Here is a 25,744-nt window from a genome sequence, read left to right as displayed (position 1 = left end):
TCCCGCCGCAGAGCCGAAGGACTCTCCAACCGTGAGATCCGCCGATGCCTGAAACGCTACGTCTGCCGAGCGCTCTACCGCGAACTACGCACCCGCATGACTTGACACGAGGCATAGAAGCGTCCTTCGCGGGGTCCGGCGCTGCGACCGCCGTACTGGTCAGATGCAGCCCGCACGCGATCGCCATCGCGGGGATGAACGTCCACCACATCGCCGCTCCCGGCGAGACCGCCGCGAAACCCACGACCAGGAGAGCCGCGACGATGAGCGAGACGATCGCGATCGGGACGCGCCCCAGACGGCGAGCCGCGTCCTCCGGGGTGGTCATGCGGCTCCTTCATCTTGTTGCACTTTCATCGCCTGCCTCAGCGGATACGTCCGATCCGAGACGGCGATCGCTCGCCGCGGCCATACTCTTGCGAGCGTAGCCAACGGCAGGACGACGTGGACAGTGACGGCGCGCGCCGTCGCCCGTTCAGCCGTTCGCCAAGACGGCCAACTCCTCATCGGACAGGTCGAGCTCGAGCGCGCCGAGGTTGCTTCGCAGATGGGCGAGGGTGGTGGTCCCGGGGATCGGAAGGACATGAGATCCCTGGGCGAGCAGCCACGCCAGCGCGACCTGGGAGGGATCCGCACCTCGCTTGCTCGACACGGCCGTGACGCGCTCGTCCTGCCCCGCGTCACCCATCGCGAGGGGGAAGAAGGCGACGAAGGCCGTCTCGGCGTCCGCCGTGGCCTGCACGAGATCCGACGACGACCTCTCGCCGACGCTGAACGGGTTCTGCACGGCGTCGATCGCGGTGACCCGGCGGGCGCGCTCGAAGGTGTCGACGTCGACGAGCGAGATCCCGATCCCGCCGACCGTGCCCGCTGCGCGAGCCTCGGCCAGGACGCCGAGCTGGTCCTCGAGCGGGTAGGCGTCGTCGATGCGATGGAGGTAGACGAGGTCGAGCCGCTCACGACGCAGTCGTCGGTGACTGAGCTCGAGTTGCTGCCGCAGATATGCGGGATGCCCGAGCGCCACCCACTCCGATGCCGACGGCCGCACGTTGCCGATCTTCGTCGCGATCGCCACGTCGGGCATGTCGACGAGCGCTTCGCCGATGAGCTCCTCCCCCGCCCCGAGCGCATAGGCGTCGGCCGTGTCGACATGGTCCACTCCGAGATCCACGGCCTCGCGGACGAAGCGGATCAGGTCGGGGCGATCGGCCGGCGACCGCCACACGGGTGCCGTGCCGCCGCGACGCTGGTCAGGACGATCCGCCATGCGCATGGTGCCGAGGCCGATGCGTGAGACGGTGCGACCGGGAATGAGCTCGAATCCGATGTTCATGGAACGAGCCTGAGGCCATGACACTGTGTCAAGGTCAAGGGGGAATCGTCGCGTTCCCGTCCGCGTTGGCAGAGTCGTGCTCATCGGACAGCTGGCGGACCGGACCGACACCAGTCGGCGGGCGCTGCGCTACTACGAGCAACGGGGCCTGATCACGGCGGTACGCGACACCAACGGCTACCGCACCTACTCAACCGAGACGATTCCCGCCGTGCTGCGGGTGCGACGTCTCCTCGACGCGGGCGTGCCCGTCCGGCTCATCCGCGACGTTCTCGCGTGCGCCTGCGGCAGCGACGCCGACGTCGAGCCGTGCATGGAGCCCGAGCTCCGCTCCCAGCTGGTCCGCGCGGTCCGGCGCGCCGATGAGGCGATCGCGCATCGTGACGGGTTGCGTCGATTGCTGCAGACCATCGCCGACGCCGTGCCCGACCGACCGTCCCGGGCGCCTGACCCGCAACAGGCGGCCGTCACCGTCCTCGCTGGCAGGCCGGGCAGAAATGAGACGAACGGTTCATGAACGCGACGCGCACGATCGGACGCCCGCACCGCGGGCACGGCTCGCCGGTTCGTCCGTAGGCGTTCAGCGAGTGGGCGAAGTAGCCGGCCTGACCGTTCACGTTCACGTACTGCGCGTCGAAGCTCGTGCCGCCCTCGGCCAGCGCCTTCTCGAGGACCGTGCGCACCTCGCCGAGCAGCCGGCCCGCAGCCCGCGACGACAGTGCCAGCGCGGGGGTCTCGGGGTGGATGCGCGCAGCCCAGAGCGCCTCGTCGGCATAGATGTTGCCGATGCCGCTGGCCACCGTCTGATCGAGCAGGACCCGCTTGACCGCCGACGCCCTGCGCCCGAGTGCGGCGCGGAACCCGGTGTCCGAGAACGCCGGGTCCAGCGGGTCGCGGGCGATGTGCCGGACCTGAGAGGGAACGGCGGCCAGGCGGCTCCCCCGCCCGCCCGCCGCGCCATCCGGGGTCGCGACGAGGACGTCGATCGCGAGGGATCCGAAGGTCCGCTGGTCCGCGAACACCACGGCGAGGTCGCCGTGGTCGGGATGGTGGATGTCGAGCCGGATCCGCTCATGGCGCTCGCACGGCGCGCCGGGTTCGCGCAGCAGCAGCTGTCCGCTCATCCCCAGGTGCGCGACGAGGCACTCCGCATCCTCACCCGACTCCTCCAGCGGCAGCCACAGGAACTTGCCCCGTCGTGCCGCCGACTGGGTGCGGCGCCCCACGAGAGCACCTTCGAACTGCGTTCCGCCGCCGGTGTGACGCGTGAGCGCGCGTTCGTCGAGCACTTCGACGCCGGTCACGAGCGCGCCCGTCACCGCGGGGGCGAGGCCCGCACGGACGACCTCTACTTCGGGAAGCTCGGGCATCGTCGACGTTCAGCGACCGCTGAGCGCGTGCCAGGCCTGCAACGCGGCCGCCATCTCGGCGTGCTTCTTGCTCGATCCGGTGCCCGCCGTCGTGACCTCACCCACGGTGACGGTCGCGGTGAACACGCGCGCATGGTCGGGTCCGGTCGCGTCGACCCGATACAGCGGAGCCGCGAACGACAACGAGGCGGCGAGCTCCTGCAGGCTGGTCTTCGGATCGACCGCCGCGCCGTAACGGTCGGGGTCGGCCAGGAGCGGCTCGATCAGTCGCAGCACCAGCGCGGTTGCCGCATCCGGGCCCGCCGAGAGGTAGGTCGCTCCGATGAGCGCCTCGGTCGTGTCGGCGAGGATCGAGTCCTTGTCGTCGCCTCCGGTGAGCTGCTCGCCGCGCCCCAGCCGGATGAACCGGCCGAGCCCGAGACCGCGCGCCACTTCGGCGAGAGCCACCGTCGAGACCACGCTCGCTCGACGTTTGGCGAGGGAGCCCTCGTCGAGATCCGGATGCTCAGTGTACAGGCGCACGGTGACCGCCTGCCCGAGCACGGAGTCGCCGAGGAACTCGAGGCGCTCATTGTGCGGGATCTGGCCGTGCTCGTACGCGAAGGATCGATGCGTGAGTGCCAGAACGAGAAGCTCGGGGTCGATGTCGACCCCGAGCTTCTCGGAGAGTGCGGAGAGGTCCGCCACCGCGTCCGTCACGGGACGCGGATCAGACGTCTGCGACCTTGCGACCCTTGTACTCGAGGAACAGCTCGGTGCCCTGCGAGTCGGTCACGACCTTTGCCTGGTGAGGACGACTGTAGACGACCTTGCCGTTCTCGACCGTCTTGACGAGCGTGGGGGCCTCGGCCTTCCACTGCGCGCGACGCGAACGCGTGTTGGAGCGCGAAACCTTGCGCTTCGGGGGGTTACCTGCCATGGTCTTCTCTTTCCTACGAGGTCTGTGTGCTCTGTCCGGACTCGCCCGGCTCCGTGTCCCGATCCGACGCCAGCTCCGCAAGCGCCGCCCAGCGAGGATCGAGGACTTCGCGCGGTCCCGCGCCGGGGTTTTCGGCCAGACGCTCACCCGTCTCAGGGTCGAGGCCTGGGCAGTCCGGCCGGCAAACCGGCTGGAACGGAAGCGACAGGACGGTCGCATCCCTGACCAGAGTTTCAAGATCCACGTGGTCGTCTTGAACCTCGAAGTCAGCTGCTTCCCCACCAGGATACGCGAAAAGCTCCTGGAACTCGACTTCGACGGGCTCGGTGACGTCGATCAGGCAGCGACCGCAGATGCCCGTGGCCCGAGTCGTCGCCTCACCGCTGACGAGGATGCCCTCGTGGACGGACTCGAGGCGCACGTCGAGCTCGAGGCGCTCCTTCTCGGCGACCGCGACGAGACCCTCGCCCCACTTCTCGCCGACGTCGACTCCGAATGAGGCTTCCCGCATCTCCCCCGGACGGTGGACGATGTCGCGGACATTGACGCTGAAAGGACCTGGCCGACGGTTTCGCACCCGGTGAGTCTAGTTGCCTCGCCGCGCGCGCAGGGCGCGAGGGCCGTCCGTCGCCTCAGATGCCGCGCGCGCCGGTGTCGAGGAACCGCGCGACCGGACCCGGCACGTACGGCGACACGTCCCCGCCGAGTCCCGCGACCTGGCGCACGAGCGAGCTCGATACGAGCGCGTGCGAGGGGTCGGGCAGCAGGAACACCGTCTCGATGCCCGCGAGATGGCGGTTCACGATCGCCATGGGCGTCTCGTACGCGACGTCGACCTGTGAACGGATACCCTTCACGAGCACCCCCGCGCCCACGTCGGTCGCGTAGTCGACGAGAAGACCCATGCTCCAGGCGGCCACCGTGAGGTGCCCCGCATCCATGCCGTCCTCGAGGATCGACTGCTCGAGAAGCGACACGCGCTGCGCGATCGGCAGCATGGCCTCCTTCCCCGGATTGTGCACCACCAGCACGTGCACATGATCGTAGAGAGAGGCGGCCCGTCGGATCACGTCCACGTGGCCGAGGGTCGGCGGGTCGAACGACCCGGGGACGACGGCGATCCGGTTACTCACGCAGCCAGCCTACCGGCCCCGATCCCGAGCGTCCGCTGCGCATCGGCGACTCATGGTCGAGGATCGCCCCGGATCAGTTCTTCGCGAGCGCTGCGCGCTCGACCGTGTCGAGACGGCGCTCGATCGCTCCGGCGAGCCCCGGATGCCGCAGGAGCGCCGGGTCGTCCGCGAGGATCCGTTCGCCCTCTTCCCGGGCGAGGGCGATGAGATCGGCGTCGGTGACCACGCGGAGCAGTCGCAGTGACGATCGGACCCCCGACTGCGCGTCGCCGAGGACATTGCCCTCGCCGCGCAGCTCGAGGTCGATCTCGGCGAGCTGGAAGCCGTCGAGCGTCGCCGCGACCGCCTCGACGCGAGCGCGCGCGGGCGTGCGCGTGGGCGCCTCGGTCACCAGCAGGCAGAGGCCGGGCACGTCTCCGCGCCCGACGCGTCCGCGCAGCTGGTGCAGCTGCGACACCCCGAATCGGTCGGCGTCGAGGATCACCATCGTCGACGCGTTCGGCACGTCGACGCCGACCTCGATCACGGTCGTCGCCACGAGGACGTCGGTGTCACCGGCCGCGAACGCCCGCATGATGGCGTCCTTCTCGTCGGCCGGAAGCCTGCCGTGCAGCACAGCGACCCTGAGGTCTGCGAACAGCGGATGCTCGGCCAGCAGACGTGCCACCTGCACCACGCCCCACCGCGTGCGAGAGCCCTCCGCCTCCCCACCGCCGGCCTCGTCTGCGCCCTCGGGCGACTCGTCGTCGGATGCCGCCGCCCCGACCGTCGCGTCGACGTCGATGGCCGGGCACACGACGAACACCTGATGCCCCTTGGCCACCTCTTCGGCCGCGCGCTCCCAGACCCGGGTGAACCAGGCGGGACGCTCGGCGAGCGGAGCGACGAAAGACTCGATGCCGGCGCGCCCGGCGGGCATCGTGCGGATGGTGGAGACGTCGAGGTCGCCGAAGACCGTCATGGCCACGGTGCGCGGAATGGGTGTGGCGGTCAGCACCAGCGCATGCGGGCTCGTGCCCTTGGCGCGCAGGGACTCGCGCTGCTCGACGCCGAAACGGTGCTGCTCGTCGACCACGACGAGGGCGAGGTCGACGAAGGTCGTCTTGTCGCTGAGCAGCGCGTGGGTTCCCACGACGATGAGCGCCTGACCCGAAGCGACGCGGAGCGCGGCACGGCGCCGGTCGGCCGCTCCCATCTGCCCGGTGAGCAGCGTCGGCATGAGCTCGGGCGCGAGGACGGGTCCGAGCATTCGGGTGATGGAGCGCAGGTGCTGGCCGGCCAGGACCTCGGTCGGGGCGATGAGCGCGGCCTGCCCGCCGCTCTGCGCGACCTGCAGCATCGCACGGAGGGCCACGAGCGTCTTGCCCGAGCCGACCTCGCCCTGCACGAGGCGGTTCATGGGCCACTCGCCGACGAGGTCCGCCGCGATCGCGTCGCCGACCGCGATCTGATCGGGAGTGCGCTCGAACGGCAGCGCGGCGTCGAAGCGGTCCAGCAGCGCACCGGCCGGGCGCGGGGTCGCTGCGAGAGCGCGCACGAACTGACGCTGCTGCAGAAGGGCCGTCTGAAGCACGAGCGCCTCGTGCCAGCGGAGGGTGCGCACGGCGTCCGGGATGCGGTCCTCGAAATCGGGGCGGTGCATGCGGTCGATCGCCTCGCCGAAGGGGAGCAGTCCCTGCCGGGCGCGCAGGTCGTCGGGCAACGGGTCGTCGAGCGGGGCGAGCATGTCGAGGACGTGCCGGATGATCGAGGCGATCTGCCAGCTGGAGAGCGTCGAGGTGGCCGGATAGATCGGGATGGGCTGGGTCGCGTACGCCTGGGCGGTCATGAGGGCGTCGTCGGCGTCGTTGAAGAGCTCGTAGTCGGGGTGTGCGAACTGCTTGCCGCCGCGGTACTCCCCCACCTTTCCCGAGAAGATGCCGCGACGGCCCGGCTGGAGATCCTTCAGCCGCCACGCCTGGTTGAAGAACGTGAGCTTCAGATCGCCCTGGCCGTCGGTGATGACCACCTCGAGAAGAGACCCGCGACGGCTCTGCATCTTTCGGTCGGTCGCGCTCTTGATCTGCGCGACGATCGTCACCTGTTCGCCGACCACGAGCGAATCGATCGGGGTGAGCTCGCCGCGCTTGGCGTACCGGCGCGGGTAGTGGCCGACGAGGTCGCCGACGGTCCGCATCCCGAATGCGCGCTGCAGGGCCGACGCGGTCTTGCCGCCGACGACGCCGTCCAGGCGACTGTCGAGGGTGACCGGCATGCCTGAATTCTAGGCCGGACCTCGGACACCGTCGGGGCATGCACCGCCGTTCCGCGTACGGTGGTGCGATGCGCCGTTTTCTCGCCCGCGTGTTCTGGACGTTCAGCCGGTGGTCGCTCGCGACCGAGCCCGCCCCGACGCGACCGACCATCCTGATCGGTGCTCCGCACACCTCCAACTGGGACTTCGTCCTGATGCTGGCGATCGCGTGGCGGCTGCGGATCCCGGCGCGCTGGCTCGGCAAGAAAGGCCTGTTCCGGGGATGGCGGGGCCCGATCATGCGTGCGCTCGGCGGCATCCCGGTCGACCGCACCGACCCCTCTCGAGTCGTCGACGAGGTCGTCGCCCGCATCCGTTCGGGCGAGGTCTTCGGCCTCGTCGTGACGCCCGAGGGCACCCGCTCGGGGGCGGGGTGGAAGTCGGGCTTCTACCGCATCGCCCTCCAGACCGGGATGCCGGTCACCCTGGGCTACGTGGACCGCACCACGATGACCACCGGTCTCGGCCCGACGCTCGAGGTCACCGGCGACGTCGCGGCCGACATGGCCCGCATCCGCGCGTTCTACACCGACAAGGCGGGCGTCCGCCCGCACCTGCGTACCGAGCCGCGACTGCGCGACGAGAGCGGTGCAGCCCTCGGAATCGATCCCGCTGGATAGGGTGAGAGCGTGACGCGCATCATCGCGGGGGCGGCCGGCGGCATCCGTCTCGACGTTCCCGACAGCGGCACGCGCCCCACGAGCGAGCGCGTGCGCGAGGCGATGTTCGGCGCGCTCGAGCACGCCGGCGCGCTCGAGGACGCCCGCGTGCTCGATCTCTACGCCGGCTCCGCCGCGCTCGGGCTCGAGGCTCTGAGCCGCGGCGCCGCGGCGGCGGATCTCGTGGAGAAGGCCTCATCGGCGGCATCCGTCGCCACTCGCAACGCGCAACGCGTCGCCCACGCCACCGGCTCCCCCGCGCGCGTGCACCGCACCGCCACGACGACCTACCTCGGACGGCGCCCCGGGCCCTTCGACCTCGTGTTCATCGACCCGCCGTACGACCTCACGGACGCGAGCCTCCTGGGCGATCTCGTGCTGCTGCGACCGGCGCTCTCCCCGGACGCGCTGGTCGTCGTCGAGCGGGGCCGGCGCTCCGCCGAGCCCGCATGGGCGGACGCCGGTCTCGAGCAGGTCCGCGCGCGCACGTACGGCGACACGACGCTCTGGTGGGCTCAGCCGCGCGCGGAGTCCCAATCCCGATAGGGGTCCCAACCCGTACGTCCCGCGTACGGGACGCCGTCGACCAGCACGGCCTCGTTCCCTCGTTCGCGGACGACGCCGATCGCGCGGAATCCCTCGGGCGGCGTCCCGGGCGGGAACGTCGCGAGCAGCGCGTGGTCCTCGCCTCCGGTCAGCGCCGTGTCGACGTCGGGCCCGAGAGGTGCGCGCTCGAGCGCGAGCGTCACCCCCGAGGCATCGGCCATCCTGGTCGCGTCCAGGAGCAGCCCGTCCGAGACGTCCATCAGCGCCGTGACGCCCGCACGCGCGGCTGCCGGACCGAGCGCGATCGGCGGATGCGGACGCAGCTGCGCCGCGATCGCGTCGCGCTCGGACGGCGACAGGAGCACATCGTCGACGGCGACGGGCGTCCCCTCGGGATCACGGAAGCGCGCGAAGAGCAGCCCCAGCCCCCGCGCGGCCTCGCCCGCCGCTCCCGCGAGGGCGACGACGTCGCCCGGCCGCGCCCCGGAGCGGCGCACGGGCGCCGTCTCGAGGGCGCCGAGCGCCGTCACCGCGATCGTGAGGGTGTCCGAGACCGTGAGGTCCCCGCCCTCGACCGCACAGCCCGGCGCCAACGCCTCGCACGCCGCCCGGAGGCCGTCGGCGACCGCCTCGACGAACGAGACGCGGGTGTCGTCGGGCATCGCCAGGGCGACGAGCAACGCGACGGGGCGCGCACCCATCGCGGCCACGTCGGCGAGGTTCACGGCGGCGGCCTTCCAGCCGAGGTCGTATCCGCTCGACCAGGCGAGCCGGAAGTCGGGTCCGTGCACGAGCGTGTCGACGGTGGCGACCACCGGTCCGCCGTCCACGGCGATCACCGCGGCGTCGTCGCCCGGGCCCACCTCGGCGCGGCTCGGAGCGAGGCGGTCGAGGATACGGCGGAGGATCGCCCCCTCGCTCAGCCGCCCCACGGTCGGATCCGGCTCGGGCGTGCTCACCCCTCCACGCTAGCGGTGATCCGCATCGGGTCCGCCCGGCGCCCGACCGTCCGTCCCCGCGGGTTCGAGAGAGGCCCGACGCGGAGCCGACGCGCGGCGCGCACGGGTTAGCCTGGAACACGTGCCCCGCCCGCGTCCTCGTCGTCTCGCCGTGCTCGGCGCCCTCGCCCTCGCCCTGACCGGATGCGCCTCCACCGTCTCGCTCGACGCGGCCCAGGATGCGAACGATCCGCTCTGCGCAGAGGTCACCGCCTACCTCCCGCAGACCGTCGCCGGCCAGGAGCGCCGCTGGACGGACGCGCAGGCGACGGGAGCGTGGGGAGATCCCGCGACGATCATCCTCACCTGCGGGGTGACGCCCCTCGGGCCGACGACGCTCCCCTGCCAGAGCGCGGGAGGCGTCGACTGGGTCGTCGACGACAGCGAGGCGCCGAACTACCGGTTCACGAGCTTCGGTCGCACACCGGCGGTCCAGGTCTACCTCGACTACGAGTCCGTCTCCAGCGGCGACGCGCTGCGGCTGCTCGGCCCGCTCGTGGGCAAGCTCCCCCAGGACGGCGAGTGCACCGCCCGTCCGGGAACCGAGTAGTCGGCCTCAACCGCGCGCGAGCGCGGTGTCGATCAGCTCGGAGATGAGCTCGGGATAGGTCATCCCCGAGGCGATCCAGCACTTCGGGAACATCGATATGGGCGTGAAGCCGGGCATCGTGTTGACCTCATTCACATAGAACTCGGTGCCCGTGAAGAAGAAGTCGACGCGGGCGAGTCCTTCGCCGCCGATCGCCTCGAACGCCTGTGCCGCGATCCGCTGCATCTCGGCGAGCTCTCCCTCATGGAGGACCGCGGGGCAGACGAGGTCGACGCCCGGCGCGTCCAGGTACTTCGCCTCGAAGTCGTAGAACTCCCGCCCGGACACCACGATCTCACCGGCGACGCTCACCCGTGGCGGAGCACCGTCGCGTCCCTGCAGCACGCCGCACTCGACCTCGCGACCGACGATCGCCTGCTCGACGAGCACGGTGGAGTCCTCCGCGAAGGCGACGTCCAGGGCGGAGTCCAGCTCGTCCCACGCCGACACCTTCGACACGCCGACGCTCGAGCCCGCCTGGTTGGGCTTCACGAAGACCGGAAGCCCGAGAGAGCGGATGCGGCGCTCCCACAGATCCCGCTGTCGAGCGAGGTCCGCACGCCTGACGGCCACCCACGGCACGACCGGCACCCCTGCCGCCTTCAGCACCCGCTTGGCGACGTGCTTGTTCATGCCGAGCGCCGACATCAGCACTCCGCCACCCGCGTAGGGGATGCCGAGCAGCTCGAGATGACCCTGGATCGTGCCGTCCTCGCCGAAGCGGCCATGGAGGATCGGGAGCACGACGTCGACGTCTCCGAGCGAGCGGGTGCCGGCGGCATCCGTCACCTTCAACTCGCGTGTCAGCGTCGAGTCGGGCCAGACGATCCGAGTCCCGTTGTCGGCGACCTCGGGAAGGTGCTCGGGATCCAGGGCGAACTTGTCGGGGTCGTCGTCCTCCAGGACGAACGCCCCGGTGCGCGTGACACCGACCGGGATCACACGATAGCGCTCACGATCGATCGCCCGGAGCATTCCGCCCGCCGTGGCGGAACTGATCGAATGCTCGCTGGAACGACCGCCGAAGAGCACCGCCACCACCGGCTTGTCCATGCTGCGTCCTCTCACCCTTGGGCGTGTCGTCGTCGGTCGTCAGGTGCGGCGCGATCTCGCGCGGGTTCATGGCGCCGTCGAGCACGCGCTTGACCTGCTCGACGATCGGCATCTCGACCCGGCTCGCGCGGGCCAGCTGCAGGATCGGCGCCACGGAGGCCAGGCCCTCTGCCGTCTGCTGCATCTGCGTCACGACGTCCTGGAAGCTGTATCCCTGGCCGAGCAGGCGTCCGGCCGTGTTGTTGCGGCTGAGCGGCGACTGGCAGGTCGCGATCAGGTCGCCGAGCCCGGCGAGGCCCTGCAGGGTCTCGGGCTGCGCGCCCTGCGCGACGGCGAAGTCGGTCATCTCCACGAGCCCGCGGGTGATGATGGACGCCTTCGTGTTCTCGCCGTAGCCGACCCCGTCGACGATGCCGATCGCGACGGCGATGAGGTTCTTCAGCACCCCGCCGAACTCGGTGCCGATGACGTCGGCGTTCACGAACGTGCGGAAGTAGCCGTTGCGGGCACGTCGCGCGACCGACTCCGCGGTCTCCGCGCTGATCGAGGAGATCACCGCGGCCGTCGGCTGCTCCTGTGCGATCTCGAGCGCGAGGTTGGGGCCCGAGGCGACGGCGATCCGCCCGGGGTCGCAGGCGAGCTCCGCCTCGATGACCTGGCTCATCCGCAGGCCCGTCCGCTTCTCGACGCCCTTCATGAGCGACACGATCGGCGCGTCCCCGACGGCGTCGGCCAGGAGGGGGCGCAGGCCCTTCAGGTTCTCGCGCAGCGACTGGCTGGGGATCGACAGGTAGATCTGCTCGGCGCCCGCGATCGCCTCCGAGAGGTCGGCGGTCGCGGACATCGACCGGGGCAGGTTGATGCCCGGAAGGTATTTGGTGTTGCGCTTGCCGGTCTGGATCTCGTGCGCGAGCTCGGGTCGTCGCGCCCACATCACGACATCGGCGCCGCCGTCGGCGAGGACCTTGCCGAACGTCGTCCCCCAGCTCCCGGCGCCGAGCACGGCGACCCGGGGCGGACGCGTCTCCGTCCGCCGGCTCACGCGTCCGCGTCCCCGGCGAGTCGGCCCGTCTCGCTCTGCCCGTGGGCGCCGGGGTTCCAGCGCTCCGCCGGGGCCTGCTCGCCCCGCAGGCCGCCGAGGAGGCCCGCGATGTCGTCCATCAGGATGCCGGTGGCCTCCAGCTGCGCACCCGGGTGCTGCGAGCGGTCGGAGAACCCCTCGAGGTCGAGCGCCGGGCCGATCACGACGCGCACGCGCTTTCGCAGCGGCCAGAGGCTCAGCCTGCCGTAGCGCGGGAAGATGCGCTCGACGCCCCAGTGCGCCATCGGGATGAGCGGGATGCCGCCGGCCAGCGCCAGCCGCGCTGCGCCGGTCTTGCCCCGCATGGGCCAGAGATCCGGGTCGCGGGTGAGCGTGCCCTCCGGGTACACGATGACGCCGGCCCGACGCGCGGCGAGGCTCTCCGCCGTCTCGATCGCCTGCTTCGCCGCCGCGGCGGAGGATGCGCGTGCCACCGGGATCATGCCCGTCGCGCGCAGCGCCCAGCCGAGCACCGGGACGCGGAAGAGGCTCTCCTTCGCCATGAACCTCGGCGCGCGGCCGAGCCTCCAGACGGCTGCGGCCACCAGCACCGGGTCGATCTCGCTGTAGTGGTTCGGGGCCAGCACGTACGGCCCCTCCTCCGGGAGGTTCTCCTCGCCCTCGATCTCGATCTTCGCGATCAGCCCGACCAGCGGCACCACGATCGCACCGAGCACCCAGAAGACGCTCGGACGCGTCTTCTCGGCCGACGCGCGACGGCGTCGCGATCCGCTCGACGCCATCAGCCGACGACGTCGAAGTCGGCGCCGAGAGCGGACAGCTTGTCGAGGAAGTCCGCGTAGCCGCGACGGATGATGCCGATGTTGCGGACGGTGGACTCGCCCTCTGCCGTGAGCGCCGCGATCACGTGGCTGTAGCCGCCGCGCAGATCCGGCACCGTGATGTCGGCGCCGCGCAACGACGTGGGGCCGGTGATCACCGCGGCCTGCTCGAGCGAGCGGCGCGGAACACGACGGGGTCCCTCCTGCAGGCCGTGCGGATACACAGTGATGTCGGCCCCCATCTGCACGAGCGCCTGGGTGAAGCCGAACCGGTTCTCGTACACCGTCTCGTGCACGACCGAGCGGCCCTGTGCCTGCGTGAGGGCGACGATCAGCGGCTGCTGCCAGTCGGTCATGAAACCGGGGTGGACGTCGGTCTCGACCGTCACGCCGCGAAGGTCTCCGCCCCGGCGGAACAGGATGCCGTCCTCGCGGATCTCGAAGCCGGCGCCGGTCTTGCGCAGCACGTTCAGGAACGTCAGCATCTCCTGCTGCTGCGCCCCCGCGACGAAGATCTCGCCGTCGGTCGCGATCGCGGCGCTGGCCCAGCTCGCGGCCTCGTTGCGGTCGAAGATCGCGCGGTGGTCGTAGCCCTCGAGCCGCGGCACGCCCTCGATGAGGACGACGCGGTTGGGCTCGTAGGAGATGATCGCGCCCATCTTCTGCAGGACGGCGATGAGGTCCATGATCTCGGGCTCGATCGCCGCGTTGCGCAGCTCGGTGGTGCCCTCGGCGCGCACCGCCGTCAGCAGAACCTGCTCGGTCGCGCCCACGCTCGGGTACGGCAGGTGGATGTTCGCCCCGTGGAGTCCGCGCGGCGCCGACAGGCGGATCCCGCTCGGGAGCTTCTCGACCACCGCGCCGAACTTGCGGAGCGCGTCGAGGTGGAAGTCGATGGGCCGGTCGCCGATGCGGCATCCGCCGAGGTCGGGGATGAAGGCCTGGCCGAGGCGGTGCAGCAGCGGGCCGCAGAACAGGATCGGGATGCGGGAGGCGCCGGCATGGGCATCGATCTCCTCCATGTGTGCGCTCTCGACGTCGCGCGGGTCCAGCAGCAGCGCGCCGCGCTCGCCCGCCTCCTCGACGCGCACGCCGTGCACCTCGAGCAGCGAGCGCACGACGGCGACGTCGCTGATGTCGGGCACGTCGCGCAGGACGCTCGGGCTCTCGCCGAGGAGCGCGGCGACCATCGCCTTGGTGACGAGGTTCTTGGCACCCAGCACCTCAACGGTGCCGCGGAGGGCGCGCCCGCCGCGGATCGCGAGGACCTCGCCCTCCCCGCCCTTCCGACCGCCCGTGGTCGCGGTTTCGCCGAGGAGTGTCATATGCGGTGCCTCACTGTGCGGGAAGGGGCGGCACCGGTAGAGTCCGCGGCTTCCAGGATTCGCGTCGCGCCTCGTAGGCGGCGATCTTGTCTTCGTTCCGGAGGGTCAGACCGATGTCGTCGAGTCCCTCGAGGAGCCGCCACCTAGTGTAATCGTCGATGTCGAACGGGACCCGGACATCGCCGATCACCGCGTCGCGTCGTTCCAGATCGACCGTCATCTCCACGCCCGGCGCCGCCTCGATCGCCGCCCAGATCGCCTCGAGGTCCGCCTCGGTGACGACGCCGGCGACAAGACCCTGCTTGCCTGCGTTCCCGCGGAAGATGTCGGCGAACTTCGTGCTGAGCACGACCTTGAAGCCGTAGTCGCGCAGCGCCCAGACGGCGTGCTCGCGACTCGAGCCGGTGCCGAAGTCCGATCCCGCCACGAGGATCGAGGCGCGCTCGTAGAGGGGCTGGTTGAGCACGAAGTCGGGGTCCTGGCGCCAGTTGGCGAACAGGGCGTCCTCGAAGCCCGTCTTGGTGACGCGCTTGAGGTAGACCGCGGGGATGATCTGGTCGGTGTCGACGGCGGAGCGCTTCAGCGGAGCGGCGACGCCGGTGTGCACGGTGAACTTCTCCATCTCAGACCCCCGCCCCGACGGCGACCGGTTCGGCGGCCGGCTCCAGATCGCTCGGACTCGACAGCGTGCCGCGCACGGCCGTCGCCGCGGCGACGAGCGGTGACACCAGATGCGTGCGCCCGCCCTTGCCCTGGCGTCCCTCGAAGTTGCGGTTCGACGTCGACGCGCACCGCTCGCCCGGAGCGAGCTGGTCCGGGTTCATGCCCAGGCACATCGAGCAGCCGGCGAAACGCCACTCCGCGCCGAACTCCCGGAAGACCTTGTCGAGCCCCTCCGCCTCCGCCTCGAGACGCACGCGCGCCGAGCCCGGCACGACCATCACCCGGACGCCCTCGGCCTTGCGCCGGCCCTTCACGACGGAGGCGAAGGCGCGCAGATCCTCGATGCGGCTGTTCGTGCACGAGCCCATGAACACCGCATCCACCGGGACGTCCTTGAGCCTGGTCCCGGGGAGGAGATCCATGTAGTCCAGCGCACGCTCGGCCGCGACGCGCTCGTTCGGGTCGGTGATGTCGGCGGGGGTCGGCACGACGTCGCTCAGCGACACGCCCTGACCGGGGTTGGTCCCCCAGGTGACGAAGGGCTCGAGCTCGTCGGCGTCCAGGAACACCTCCGCGTCGTAGACGGCGCCGGCGTCGCTCGGCAGGGTGCGCCAGTAGTCGACCGCATCCTCCCAGTCCTGCCCCTGAGGGGCGTGCGGGCGCCCCTTCAGGTAGGCGAAGGTCGTCTCGTCGGGCGCGACCATGCCGGCGCGCGCGCCGGCCTCGATCGACATGTTGCACATCGTCATCCGGCCCTCCATCGAGAGCGAGCGGATGGCGCTGCCGCGGAACTCGAGAACGTAGCCCTGGCCCCCGTTGGTGCCGATCTTGGCGATCACCGCGAGGATGACGTCCTTCGCGGTGACGCCGGGGCGCAGCTCGCCGTCCACCGTGATCGCCATCGTCTTGAAGGGCTTCAGCGGCAGGGTCTGCGTGGCCATGACGTGCTCGACCTCGCTGGTGCCGATGCCGAACGCCATCGCGCCGAAGGCGCCGTGGGTCGAGGTGTGCGAGTCGCCGCAGACGACGGTGATCCCCGGCATCGTCAGCCCCAGCTGAGGGCCGACGACGTGCACGATCCCCTGCTCGGCGTCGCCGAGCGAGTGGATGCGGACGCCGAACTCCTCGGCGTTGTCGCGGAGCGTCTGGATCTGCAGCCGGCTCGTCGGGTCGGCTATCGGCCGGTCGATCTCGAGTGTCGGGGTGTTGTGGTCCTCGGTCGCGATCGTGAGGTCGAGGCGGCGCAGGGGCCGGCTCTCCGCGCGCAGGCCGTCGAAGGCCTGGGGGCTCGTGACCTCGTGGACGAGGTGCAGGTCGATGTAGATGAGGTCGGGCTGGCCGCCCTCGCCCTTCACGACCAGATGGTTGTCCCAGACCTTCTCGGCCAGGGTGCGGGGCGCCGCAGACTGCTCGGATTCGCTCATGCTCTGTCGTTCTCCTGAGGATGACGGTGGATCAAGCCCGCGACGAACTCCGCGACGAGGGAGGCCTGGAACTAGGACTCGTCGCGGCCGCTAAGGAGAAGGCAAGCGATCCGCACCCGCCCAGACTACCATCGCGCGCCGCACGACGGTCGTCGGCGGGTGTCCCCCTGTTTCGCGGGAGGTCCGCCCCGACGGCGGATCGTGCGAATCTGAAGAGCAGACCCGATCCCCGACAGGACCTTGCGATGACCGATCTTCTCGACGCCTCCGACGCCGTCGGCTTCAGCACCCGCCAGGTGCACTCCGGTGCCGAATGGCACGACGCCCCGGCCCGTGCGCTCCCCATCTATCTGACGGCGGGGTTCCGGTTCGACGATTTCGACCACGCGGCGCACCACTTCCAGACCGGAGCAGGCTTCGGCTACACGCGCACCGGCAACCCGACGATCGAGGCGCTGGAGAGGCGGCTGGCCGGCCTCGAGGGCGGGGCGGATGCCGTCTTCGTGGCCAGCGGACAGGCAGCGGTGTCGATCGCGCTGCTGGGGCTGCTCTCGGCCGGTGACCACCTCGTCTGCTCGACGCACATCTACGAGGGCACCCGCGGGCTCCTGCTCGACAACCTCGGCCGGCTGGGCATCGAGGTCGACTTCGTCGACGACATCGCAGACCCGGACGCCTGGCGTCTCGCCACGCGGGAGAACACGCGCGCCTACTTCGCGGAGTCGATCTCCAACGCGCGCAACGACGTGCTCGACATCGCGGCGATCGCCGCCGTGGCCGACGAACGTGCACTGCCGCTCGTGATCGACAACACGTTCGCGACGCCCTACCTCCTGCGCCCGATCGAGCACGGCGCAGCCGTGGTCGTGCACTCCGCGAGCAAGTTCCTCGCCGGGCACGGCGCCGCGCTCGGCGGAGCCCTCGTCGACGACGGCCGCTTCGACGCGGCACGCTCCGGCGCGCTGTTCCCGCACCTGGTGTCGGCCGATCGCAGCGGCGCGCCGAGCGTCTGGGAGCGGCACGGCGCACGTGCGAGGATCGCCTACATCCGCGAGTCGACGGCGCCCCGCCTGGGGCCCACCCCTTCGCCTCTCAACGCGTTCCTCGTCGCGCAGGGCATCGAGACGCTGAGCCTCCGCGTGCGCGAGCAGTCGGGCAACGCCCTGGCCGTGGCGACCTGGCTCGCCGCGCATCCCGCGGTCGAGTCCGTCGACTATGCCGGGCTCGCCGCGCACCCCTCGCACGACGTCGCGCTGCGCTACCTGCCGCGCGGCTTCGGCTCGGTGTTCACCTTCACCCTCCGCGGGGGCGAACCGGCCGCGCGCGCCTTCGTCGAGTCGGTGCGCGTGATCACGCACATGACCCATCTGGGCGACGTGCGCTCGCTGGTGCTGCACCCCGGCACGACGAGCCACGCGCATCACTCCGAGCAGAACCGCCTCGCCCTCGGAGTGCACCCGGGCACCCTGCGCCTGTCGATCGGCATCGAGGACGTCGACGACCTCACCGCGGATCTCGAGCGGGCGCTCACGGCCGCCACCGCAGCGGGCACGGGCGAACGGGTGCTCGAGGTGCTCGTGTGAGCGGACTCCAGCACTTCGGCTGGTTCCTCGCACGCGGATTCGGACCGCACGGCTGGGGCCACCCGTATCTCGACTGGAACTACCGCTGGACCGGGCCCCGGCTCTACCAGGAGTCCGCACGCGCCCTCGAGCAGGCGGGGTTCGACCTGCTGATCATCGAGGACGCTCCCTCGCTCGGCTCTGCCGACACGATCGATCTGCGGGTGCGGCACGCGTTCGGCGGCCCCAAGCACGACCCGCTCATGCTCGCCCCGTACCTCTTCGACGCGACGGAGCACCTCGGCGTCGTGCCGACGGTGAACCCTGCGGCGTACCTGCCCTACACGGCGGCCCGGCAGTTCGCCTCGCTCCAGCATCTCAGCGGCGACCGGCTCGGCCTCAACGTCGTCACCGACACCGGGAGCGCCCGGCACTTCGGCACCGCCCCGCCGCTCGGGCACGACGCGGCCTACGACCGGGCCGAGGAGTGGCTCGGCGGCATCCGCTCGCTCTGGCGCAGCTGGGACGAGGGCGCCCTCGTGCGCGACATCGACAGCGGCCGCTACGCGGACGGCACGCGGATGCGGCAGACCGCCCGGCGCGGCGAGTACTTCTCCTTCGACGGACCGCTGAACGCGATCCCCTTCGAGGAGGGCGAGCCCGTCATCGTCTCCCCCGGCGGCTCCGGTCGCGGGCTCGGCTTCGCGGGCGCGAACTCCGATGTGCAGCTGGCGCTCGCGCCGCTCGACGAGGCGAGCATCCGCGCGTACCGGGCCGCGGTCCACGACGCGGCACGCGCGCGGGGCCGTGCGGAGACCGACGTCTCGGTGCTCTTCGCCATCCAGCCGACCCTCGTCTCCTCGCCCGAGGAGGCCGACCGTCTGGTCGCCGCCTCGCGCACCCCCGACGACGAGACGCTGCGGACCATCGCGCGGCGGCAGTCCTCCGATCTCGAGACCGACCTCACGAGCCTCGATCTCGACGCGCCGCTCCCCCGCGGGATCTTCGCCGAGCACGTGTCGCACGGCAGCATCCGTCGCCTCGTCGGCGACCACGACCCTTCGACGCCCCTGCGCACGGTCCTCGCCGCGCACGCCCGGCTCGGTCGCCTCTCCGACGGCTCCGGATTCGTCGGCACGGCGGCAGAGCTCGCGGACCGCATCGAGCAGCTCGGCGACTGGGACAACGACGGTGTGCTGCTGTGGGGCGACCTGCATCCGGTCACCGTCCACCGGATGCTCGACGATCTCGTCCCGATCCTGCGCCGCCGCGGCGTGCTGCGCGACTCGTACGCGGGCGGGGGTCTGCGCGCGAACCTGCGCTCGTTCTGAGCCCTCGCCGGGCCCGGTCGGTCCCGGTCGGATGCGGGTGGCTCCGCCACCGCGCGCACCGTCGGTCACCGTACGGCGCTTCGCACCGTCGATCAGGACCGCCCCGAGCACGATGGAGACGCGACGGGGCACGAGGGCGATGATGATGACACGGGTGAGACGATCACCGCCGTCCGGACACCAGGAAGTGAGAGACATCGACCGGAGGCACGTGATCGCACGGGCCGGCACGGAGGGGAAGAGCCGATGGCGACGGATGCCGAACTGATCGCGCGAGCAGCGGTCGGCGACGAGGATGCGTTCCGCCGTCTGTACCGGCGACATGTCGATGCGATGTACCGCATCGCATCGATCCTGCTCGAGAACCAGGCAGATGCCGAGGACGCGACCCAGGACGCGTTCGTGACGGCGTGGCGAAAGCTCGGGGGGCTGCAGCTGGAGGGCGAGTCGGCCCTCCCGTGGCTCGCGACCATCTGCCGGTACACGTGCGCGAACCGCCTGCGCGCCCGGCGGCGGGAGCTCGCGCACGCCGCGGCGCCGATCGACGAGCGAACACCCGCGCCAATCGACGTGGAGCAGCACGTCGTGAGCGCCGATCTCGCCGAGCGGCTCGCCCGGGAGGTCGCCGAGCTGGCCGACCTCGACCGCGAGATCTTCGTGCTGTGCGTCGCGCGCGGATACGCGTACGACGCGGCCGCGGCGGAGCTCGGGCTCAGCCACGGCGCGGTCAGGAATCGTCTCTCCCGCGTCCGGGGACGGCTGCGGAACACCGTGCAGGAGGGAACCCCATCGTGAACGACTCGATCGACCGGATGCCATCGGAACCCGACCGGACGCTGCCGGAGCCGCCGACCGCGGAACAGGTCACCCGTATGGAGAACGCCGTCATCGGCCGCGTGCACGGCGAGTCCGCCCGACGGCGCATCCGCCGCGTGCGGATCTGGAGCGGGACCGCGGCGGCCGTCGCCGTCGTCGCGCTGGCGGCGTTGATCTCGCCTGCCGTGACCTCGAGCATCTCCGGCGCGGACGGCGCGGTCTCGGCCGTCGATCAGAGTGCCGTCGCGCCCGCGGCCGAGCCGTTCCGGCAGGGCGATGCGCAGTCGGTGGAGGACGCGGCCGAGTCGCTCGACGCAGCGGGCGCGGAGAGCGTCACGGGCGACCTGGACACAGCGGGCCGCGACGTCATCACGAGCGGATGGATGCAGGTCACTGTCGACGACGTGCGCGATGCGACCTCGCAGGTCACCGCCCTGGCGGAGGCCGAGGGCGGCTATGTCGAATCGGTGAGCATCGGCAACAGCGGCGTGCAGCCCTACGACGACACGTCGACGCCCGTCCCGGGCGACAGCTGGATCAGCGTGCGCGTGCCTGCCGACCGCCTCGACGCGGTCGTGGCCGAGGTCGGCGGGTTCGGCGAGGTGACCTCGTCGTCGATCGACCGCAGCGACGTCACGGACCAGGCGGTGGATCTGCGCGCGCGGATCGCGGCGCAGGAGGCGTCCGTCGCGCGACTCACCGAGCTCATGGCGCAGGCGGGCTCGGTCGGCGATCTCATCACCGCGGAGAGTGCGCTGTCCGACCGCCAGGCGGCGTTGGATGCGGACCGTCAGCAGCTCGAGCTGCTCGAGGGTCAGGTCGCCCTGTCGTCACTGACCGTGTCGCTCACCCGCGCGGTCGAGCCGACACAGGCCGACCCCGCGGGCTTCGCCGACGGACTGGCCGCAGGATGGAACGGTCTGGTGGCGACGCTCAACGGCACCGTGGTCGCCCTCGGATTCCTGCTCCCGTGGCTGGTCGTGGTGGGCGTCGCCGCGGCGGTGGGGTGGGGTGTTCGCCGACTGGTCCTGCGCCGCCGCGCGCGCCGCGCCGCGCGTCCCGTCGTCGCCGACGTCGACGACTGAGGTCCGTCGCGATCGATATCCTGGGGCCTCGCCCACTTCGCCGGTCAGGTCAGTCACGACCTGCGGAACCCGTTGATGGCGTTGTCGGGTTTTCTGGAGTTGGCCGCCGACAGCCCGGAGATGGTCGACGCACCGCACGCCGCCCGTGCGCTCGCGCGCGCGGAGTCCCCCACGCGACCGGCTGACCGCGGCTCAGCGGCCGGGGTTCGGATCGTCGTCCGCATCAGACCCCGGCGAGCACCGGAGCGAAGACGACGATCCCGGCGACGAGCACCGTGGCGACAGCGGCGAAGAGGATCGTCAGGACGAGAACGTTGCCGGCGATCGCGAGGAGTGCCGCGGCCAGCGGCGGCAGTGCACGGCGCGTCGCGGATCCATCGGATGCGGTGGGCGTAACGGTGGTGTCGATCACGGTCTCGACGCTACGGAGCACTCCCGCGGCGCGCATCCACCGAAGGGATCATCCGCATCCGTCGAGAGGATGATCCCGGCCTCCGCCCGGGTACGACGACCGCACTAGCCGATGCGGTGCTCGTGGATCGCCGAGCTCAGCGTCGTGTCGTTCAGATCGAGATAGAGCCGGCGCTCCGTGATCGACAGGGTCATCGTGTTGCGGCGTTCGAGCGCCGCCACGGCGGCGTCGACGAAACCGGGCTCGAAGCTGTGCACGACGATCTCATCGGCACGGTGGATGCGCTTGCCGGCCCAGGGTGCCATCACCTTCGCGGGGTCGCGGTGCGTGTAGACCACGGTGCGCTCCGCGAGCTTGCTGCCGTGATGCAGGCGGGCGGCGTCGGGCGCTCCCACTTCGATCCAGGAGACGATGCTGCCGGTGGGGTCGCGCACCAGCACCGCCGGTTCGTCGGTCGACGATATCCCCTCGCTGAAGGCGATCCCCTCTGCGTACTCGAGGCAGTACGCCAGCACGCGCGTCATCATGTAGGAGTCGGTCTCCGACGGATGCCGCGCCACCCGGAGCAGGACCTCGTCGTAGACGCCGCGGTCGACGTCGGCCAGCTGCACCGCGAAGGTGTGGATCGTCGCGCCGAGGGCCATAGCGTCCGAGCCTACGCCCTGAGCCGTGGCGGTCCGGATCGTCGAGGGTACGCTCACCGGATGTGGTTGCGTGCCCTCCTCGTCGCTCCGGCGGTCGCCGCGTGCGTTCTCGCCTGGGCCGAGTTCGTGCATCGGCGGGCGAGCGGACGTCGCCTGGGCGACAGTTCCGACATCGCACCGACCACGACCGAGGCGGTCGTCGTTCTCGGCTACCGGAATCGCGGCAGGCGCGCCAACTACGTGAACCGCTATCGGGTACGAGCAGGCCTGCGCTCGTTCGACTCCGATGCCGCCGAACGAGTCCTGGTGCTCTGCGGCGGCCGGGTCGCCGGGGTCGTCGCGGAAGCGGAGCTGATGGCCGCCTACGCGCGCGAGCGCGGCTACACCGGGCCGATCCGGCTCGAGGCGGAGAGCACCACCACGTGGGAGAACATCCGGAACGCGATCCCGCTCGTCGAAGACGCGGGCACGATCAAGATCGTGTCCAACTCCCTGCACGCAGAGAAAGGGCGAGCCTGCTTGTGGAGGCTTCGCCCGGATCTCGCCCGTCGTCTCCGACGTGCCCGGGAGCACCGCGTCGGAGAGATCGCCCTGCTGAAGCCGCTTGCCGCGATCGTCGGCCTGGGAGATCTGGCCCGGCTGCGCGTCGCGCACACGCGCTGATCCCCGTCCGACCCCGCGCGCGTCGAGCAGACGGAGGCGCTTGCAGGCAGGATGAGAGCATGTCGAGCAATCCATACGAGTCGAAGATGTGGCTGGACGCCTACGCCGAGGGCGTCTCCGCCGAGATCGATGCGCCCACGCAGACCCTTCCGGAGATGATCGCCGAGAGCGTCGCCGCGTACGGACGGCGTCCTGCGCTCGAGTTCTTCGGTGCGGTGACGAGCTACCGGACGCTGGGAGACCAGATCGACCGAGCCGCCGAGGGATTGCGCCGCCTCGGCGTGGAGAAGGGCGACCGCGTCGCCATCGTGCTCCCGAACTGCCCGCAGCACGTCGTGGCCTTCTACGCAGCGCTCCGCCTCGGCGCGATCGTCGTCGAGCACAACCCGCTCTACACGGCGCGTGAGCTCCGGCATCAGTTCGAGGATCACGGTGCACGCTTCGCGATCGTCTGGGACAAGACGGTCGACACCGTCGCCGATTTTCCGGCGGATCTCCACGTCGAACGCATCGTCAGCGTCGACATCACCGAGGCGCTGCCGTTCGGCAAGCGTCTGCTCCTGCGCCTGCCGATCCCCAAGGCCCGCGCCTCACGGGCGCAGCTGACGAGCACACCGACCGCGAAGCATCCGATCAGCTGGAAGAAGCTGATCGATCACCGCCGGCTCTCCTCCCGCGTCGCCGGCCCCGCGCTCGACGACATCGCCCTGCTCCAGTACACGAGCGGCACCACGGGCACGCCGAAGGGCGCGATCCTGACCCACGCGAACCTGCGCGCGAACGCCATGCAGGGGCGCGCGTGGGTGCCGGGACTCGTGGAGGGCGAGGAGACCTTCTACGGGGTGCTGCCGCTGTTCCATGCGTACGGCATGACGCTGTGCCTCACGTTCGCGATGAGCATCGGCGCGAAGCTCGTGCTCTTCCCGAAGTTCGACCTGGGACTCGTGACGGATGCGGCCCGCTCGAGCCCTCCGACCTTCTTCCCGGCCGTGCCTCCAATCTACGACCAGCTCGCCCGCGCCGCATCGCGTGGCACGATCGAACTCTCCACCATCCGGTTCGCGATCTCCGGAGCGATGAGCCTGCCGGTCGCGACGGTGGCCCGCTGGGAGGAGGCGACGGGCGGCCTCCTCGTCGAGGGATACGGCATGACCGAGACCTCCCCGGTCGCGCTCGGGAACCCGATCGGGCCGACGCGTCGGCCCGGCACCGTGGGTGTGCCCTTTCCCAGCACCGAGATCCGCGTGGTCGACCCCGACGATCCGGCCGCCGACCGCCCGCTCGGCGAGGCCGGCGAGCTGCTCATCCGCGGACCACAGGTCTTCCAGGGGTACTGGAACCGCTCCGCCGAGAGCGCCGAGACCCTGCTCCCGGATGGCTGGCTGCGCACCGGCGACATCGCGACCGTCTCGTCCGACGGTTTCGTGACGATCGTCGACCGGCTGAAGGAGCTCATCATCACCGGGGGCTTCAACGTGTCGCCCACCGAGGTCGAGGATGCGCTGGAGACCCACCCCGACGTCGTGGCGGCGGCGGTCGTCGCGCTGCCCCGTTCGAGCGGTGGCGAGGACGTGGCCGCCGCGGTCGTGCTGCGCGACGGCGCCGCTCTCGACGTCGACGGGCTCCGCGACCACTGCCGCACCCGGCTCGCGGCGTACAAGGTGCCCCGGCGCATCGTGGCCGTCGAGGACCTTCCGAGATCGCTCATCGGCAAGGTGCTGCGCCGGCAGGTGCGCGAACAGCTGCTCGCCGGGGCGGCCGTATCCTCGTCCGGTGAGGGCGGGGCGACCGCCCCGGCGTAGGCACGCGGACGTTCGTCCCACCCACCCGCTCCGTGTCTCAGTTGTGCAGCGCAACGATGCTCTACGCCTGCACAAATGAGACATGGAGAGCGACCTCGGTCGACGAGCACCCGGGAGGATCCAGCTACCGCAGGATGGACGCTGTCGGATCAGTCGCGGGTGCGGGAGCCGAACACGTGCAGGTCGAGGTCCACGCTGAGGATCTCGCTGGCGATGCGGCCCCGGACGCTCGTGCCCCGCTCGTCGAGCGGAGGGCTGACGACGGCGGCACCGAGCGTGTCGGCCACGGAGAGCACGATCGCCCCCGAGACGCTCGACTTCGCGGGCACCCCGACGCTTCGCATCCACCGGCCCGAGCCGTCGTACACGCCGCAGGCGGCCATGACCGCCACGACATCGCGGGCGACCTCGGTCGGCACCACACGCTCCCCCGACATCGGGTTCACGCCGCCGCACGCGAGGGTGGCTCCCATGACGGCGAGAGCCTCGGCATCTACGATGCGTGGCGCAGGCTCGCGCGTAGACGGAGACCGCGTCGTCGGCTCCGACATGCAGGGTGCCCTCGGCGCGCATGAGATGCGCGAGGGCATGGTTGCGGTCGCCGAGCAGGTGCTCGCTGCGGGCGATCCCCTCGTCGACGTCGAGGTCCCGGCCCGCGAAGGCTGCCAGACCACGCCGGATCCGGTCGTTGCGTCCCTCGACGTCTCCCCCGTCGACCAGAGCAGCCGTCAGCAGCGCGCCGGCGTTCACCACGGGGTTCGGCGGCTTGCCCGTGCCGCTCTCGAGCTTGATGGCGTCAAACGCCTCGCCGGTGGGTTCGATGCCGATGCGGTCGAGCGCCGCGCCGTCGGTGTCGAGAAGCGCGAGGGCGAACAGGAACGGCTTGACGGCCGACTGCACGCTGAAGAGCACGTCGGCCTGCGCGCTGGCGCGCACACGGCCGTCCGGCAGCGCGATCGCGATCCCGCACAACTCCGCGTCGGCATCCGCGAGCTGGGGGATGCTGTCGTCCACCGCTCCCCCGTGCTCCGCGCGCACCCGGTCGCGCAGCGCGTCGAGATCGTACGTGCCCGCATCCGGGAGACGGCTCATGCCCTCCACCCCTCTCAGGCCCGAACCCGCGAGCGCGACCGTCGCCCGCCCACGTCACCCGAACCCACATCCAACTGCCGAACCCACATGCTGAAGGCGCCCGATTCGTGTGGGTTCGACGCGGATGTGTGGGTTCGGCGGATGGGGGAGGATGCGGGGTGGGAACAGA

General features: G+C 71.0%; 27 protein-coding genes and 2 pseudogenes. 11 read left to right on the top strand and 18 right to left on the bottom strand.

Annotated elements, in window-relative coordinates:
• Positions 1-475 precede the first annotated feature (475 nt).
• A complete protein-coding gene (locus tag GVL03_RS01115) occupies positions 476-1,333 on the bottom strand; it encodes an aldo/keto reductase (RefSeq protein WP_159498606.1) in 858 nt (285 codons plus the stop codon).
• A 76-nt stretch (positions 1,334-1,409) separates the two neighbouring features.
• Between GVL03_RS01115 and GVL03_RS01110 the strand changes: the two genes are divergently transcribed.
• On the top strand, positions 1,410-1,850 hold the full coding sequence (locus GVL03_RS01110) for a MerR family transcriptional regulator (protein ID WP_159498604.1): 441 nt from the start codon (positions 1,410-1,412) through the stop codon (positions 1,848-1,850).
• Here the strand turns inward: GVL03_RS01110 and mutM are convergent.
• The 6 genes from mutM to GVL03_RS01080 form a co-directional block, all read right to left on the bottom strand.
• Positions 1,801-2,703 (bottom strand): bifunctional DNA-formamidopyrimidine glycosylase/DNA-(apurinic or apyrimidinic site) lyase, encoded by a 903-nt coding sequence (gene mutM, locus GVL03_RS01105; protein ID WP_159498602.1) that lies wholly within the window; start codon positions 2,701-2,703, stop codon positions 1,801-1,803. The genes GVL03_RS01110 and mutM overlap by 50 nt on opposite strands.
• 9 nt (positions 2,704-2,712) lie before the next feature.
• The gene (gene rnc / locus GVL03_RS01100) at positions 2,713-3,402 is read right to left on the bottom strand and encodes a ribonuclease III (protein WP_159498600.1); all 690 of its coding nucleotides are present in this window, start codon (positions 3,400-3,402) and stop codon (positions 2,713-2,715) included.
• A 10-nt stretch (positions 3,403-3,412) separates the two neighbouring features.
• The gene (rpmF, locus tag GVL03_RS01095) at positions 3,413-3,622 is read right to left on the bottom strand and encodes a 50S ribosomal protein L32 (protein ID WP_127818873.1); all 210 of its coding nucleotides are present in this window, start codon (positions 3,620-3,622) and stop codon (positions 3,413-3,415) included.
• 13 nt (positions 3,623-3,635) lie between these two features.
• The gene (locus GVL03_RS01090; protein WP_159498640.1) at positions 3,636-4,133 is read right to left on the bottom strand and encodes a DUF177 domain-containing protein; all 498 of its coding nucleotides are present in this window, start codon (positions 4,131-4,133) and stop codon (positions 3,636-3,638) included.
• A gap of 121 nt (positions 4,134-4,254) precedes the next feature.
• Positions 4,255-4,755, bottom strand: a complete 501-nt coding sequence (gene coaD / locus GVL03_RS01085) for a pantetheine-phosphate adenylyltransferase (protein ID WP_159498598.1) — start codon at positions 4,753-4,755, stop codon at positions 4,255-4,257.
• A gap of 73 nt (positions 4,756-4,828) precedes the next feature.
• Positions 4,829-7,009, bottom strand: coding sequence for an ATP-dependent DNA helicase RecG (locus GVL03_RS01080; RefSeq protein WP_159498596.1), 2,181 nt, complete (start codon positions 7,007-7,009; stop codon positions 4,829-4,831).
• A 68-nt stretch (positions 7,010-7,077) separates the two neighbouring features.
• Here GVL03_RS01080 and GVL03_RS01075 point away from each other — a divergent pair, with 68 nt between their 5' ends.
• The gene (locus tag GVL03_RS01075; protein ID WP_159498638.1) at positions 7,078-7,668 is read left to right on the top strand and encodes a 1-acyl-sn-glycerol-3-phosphate acyltransferase; all 591 of its coding nucleotides are present in this window, start codon (positions 7,078-7,080) and stop codon (positions 7,666-7,668) included.
• 9 nt (positions 7,669-7,677) lie between these two features.
• A complete protein-coding gene (rsmD, locus tag GVL03_RS01070; RefSeq protein ID WP_159498594.1) occupies positions 7,678-8,253 on the top strand; it encodes a 16S rRNA (guanine(966)-N(2))-methyltransferase RsmD in 576 nt (191 codons plus the stop codon).
• On the opposite strand, the gene thiL is transcribed toward rsmD, so the two are convergent.
• The gene (gene thiL, locus GVL03_RS01065; protein WP_159498592.1) at positions 8,223-9,212 is read right to left on the bottom strand and encodes a thiamine-phosphate kinase; all 990 of its coding nucleotides are present in this window, start codon (positions 9,210-9,212) and stop codon (positions 8,223-8,225) included. The genes rsmD and thiL overlap by 31 nt on opposite strands.
• Positions 9,213-9,333: 121 nt before the next feature.
• Here thiL and GVL03_RS01060 point away from each other — a divergent pair, with 121 nt between their 5' ends.
• Entirely contained in the window at positions 9,334-9,801 is a 468-nt protein-coding gene (locus tag GVL03_RS01060; RefSeq protein WP_159498590.1) for a DUF3515 family protein, read from the top strand.
• Positions 9,802-9,807: 6 nt separating this feature from the next.
• Here the strand turns inward: GVL03_RS01060 and GVL03_RS01055 are convergent, their stop codons facing one another.
• From GVL03_RS01055 to leuC, 6 genes are read right to left on the bottom strand one after another with little or no spacing between them, the layout of a single operon-like run.
• Positions 9,808-10,893, bottom strand: a complete 1,086-nt coding sequence (locus tag GVL03_RS01055) for a D-alanine--D-alanine ligase family protein (RefSeq protein ID WP_159498588.1) — start codon at positions 10,891-10,893, stop codon at positions 9,808-9,810.
• Positions 10,793-11,935, bottom strand: coding sequence for an NAD(P)H-dependent glycerol-3-phosphate dehydrogenase (locus GVL03_RS01050; protein WP_159498586.1), 1,143 nt, complete (start codon positions 11,933-11,935; stop codon positions 10,793-10,795). Before GVL03_RS01050 ends, GVL03_RS01055 begins: the two co-directional genes overlap by 101 nt.
• Entirely contained in the window at positions 11,932-12,717 is a 786-nt protein-coding gene (locus tag GVL03_RS01045; RefSeq protein WP_159498584.1) for a 1-acyl-sn-glycerol-3-phosphate acyltransferase, read from the bottom strand. Before GVL03_RS01045 ends, GVL03_RS01050 begins: the two co-directional genes overlap by 4 nt.
• Entirely contained in the window at positions 12,717-14,081 is a 1,365-nt protein-coding gene (gene murA, locus GVL03_RS01040; protein WP_159498582.1) for a UDP-N-acetylglucosamine 1-carboxyvinyltransferase, read from the bottom strand. The genes GVL03_RS01045 and murA overlap by 1 nt, the downstream gene beginning before the upstream one ends.
• Positions 14,082-14,091: 10 nt before the next feature.
• A complete protein-coding gene (gene leuD, locus GVL03_RS01035; protein WP_159498580.1) occupies positions 14,092-14,703 on the bottom strand; it encodes a 3-isopropylmalate dehydratase small subunit in 612 nt (203 codons plus the stop codon).
• 1 nt (position 14,704) lies between these two features.
• Positions 14,705-16,168, bottom strand: coding sequence for a 3-isopropylmalate dehydratase large subunit (gene leuC / locus GVL03_RS01030; RefSeq protein ID WP_159498578.1), 1,464 nt, complete (start codon positions 16,166-16,168; stop codon positions 14,705-14,707).
• Positions 16,169-16,413: 245 nt separating this feature from the next.
• On the opposite strand from leuC, the gene GVL03_RS01025 reads away from it, so the two are divergent.
• From GVL03_RS01025 to GVL03_RS22555, 5 genes and pseudogenes are all read left to right on the top strand, one after another.
• The gene (locus GVL03_RS01025; protein WP_159498576.1) at positions 16,414-17,751 is read left to right on the top strand and encodes an O-acetylhomoserine aminocarboxypropyltransferase/cysteine synthase family protein; all 1,338 of its coding nucleotides are present in this window, start codon (positions 16,414-16,416) and stop codon (positions 17,749-17,751) included.
• Positions 17,748-19,061: an LLM class flavin-dependent oxidoreductase gene (locus tag GVL03_RS01020; RefSeq protein WP_159498574.1), complete on the top strand. Its 1,314-nt coding sequence runs from the start codon at positions 17,748-17,750 to the stop codon at positions 19,059-19,061. Before GVL03_RS01025 ends, GVL03_RS01020 begins: the two co-directional genes overlap by 4 nt.
• Before the next feature lie 246 nt (positions 19,062-19,307).
• Positions 19,308-19,856 carry an RNA polymerase sigma factor gene (locus tag GVL03_RS01015; protein WP_159498572.1) on the top strand — a complete coding sequence of 183 codons (549 nt, stop codon included), beginning with the start codon at positions 19,308-19,310 and terminating at the stop codon, positions 19,854-19,856.
• A complete protein-coding gene (locus tag GVL03_RS01010; RefSeq protein WP_235037967.1) occupies positions 19,853-20,962 on the top strand; it encodes a DUF4349 domain-containing protein in 1,110 nt (369 codons plus the stop codon). Before GVL03_RS01015 ends, GVL03_RS01010 begins: the two co-directional genes overlap by 4 nt.
• A 15-nt stretch (positions 20,963-20,977) precedes the next feature.
• A pseudogene (locus GVL03_RS22555) lies at positions 20,978-21,094 on the top strand (histidine kinase dimerization/phospho-acceptor domain-containing protein); the annotation flags it as partial.
• Between the two features lie 91 nt (positions 21,095-21,185).
• Here the strand turns inward: GVL03_RS22555 and GVL03_RS01000 are convergent.
• Positions 21,186-21,374, bottom strand: coding sequence for a hypothetical protein (locus GVL03_RS01000; protein ID WP_235037966.1), 189 nt, complete (start codon positions 21,372-21,374; stop codon positions 21,186-21,188).
• A gap of 104 nt (positions 21,375-21,478) precedes the next feature.
• Positions 21,479-22,018 carry a YaeQ family protein gene (locus GVL03_RS00995; protein WP_159498570.1) on the bottom strand — a complete coding sequence of 180 codons (540 nt, stop codon included), beginning with the start codon at positions 22,016-22,018 and terminating at the stop codon, positions 21,479-21,481.
• Positions 22,019-22,078: 60 nt separating this feature from the next.
• Here GVL03_RS00995 and GVL03_RS00990 point away from each other — a divergent pair, with 60 nt between their 5' ends.
• On the top strand, positions 22,079-22,681 hold the full coding sequence (locus tag GVL03_RS00990; RefSeq protein ID WP_159498568.1) for a YdcF family protein: 603 nt from the start codon (positions 22,079-22,081) through the stop codon (positions 22,679-22,681).
• Positions 22,682-22,740: 59 nt separating this feature from the next.
• Positions 22,741-24,483, top strand: coding sequence for a long-chain-fatty-acid--CoA ligase (locus GVL03_RS00985; protein WP_159498566.1), 1,743 nt, complete (start codon positions 22,741-22,743; stop codon positions 24,481-24,483).
• Between the two features lie 149 nt (positions 24,484-24,632).
• Here GVL03_RS00985 and GVL03_RS22550 read toward each other — a convergent pair whose 3' ends face one another.
• A complete protein-coding gene (locus GVL03_RS22550; protein WP_306770300.1) occupies positions 24,633-24,956 on the bottom strand; it encodes a glutaminase in 324 nt (107 codons plus the stop codon).
• A gap of 85 nt (positions 24,957-25,041) precedes the next feature.
• A pseudogene (locus GVL03_RS22545) lies at positions 25,042-25,575 on the bottom strand (glutaminase); the annotation flags it as partial.
• Between the last annotated feature and the right edge of the window lie 169 nt (positions 25,576-25,744).

This window comes from Microbacterium sp. 18062, assembly GCF_902706225.1.
Classification (GTDB): Bacteria; Actinomycetota; Actinomycetes; order Actinomycetales; family Microbacteriaceae; genus Microbacterium.
The sequence above is the reverse complement of the archived record's forward strand: the minus strand, read 5'-3'. Positions and strand labels throughout refer to the sequence as shown.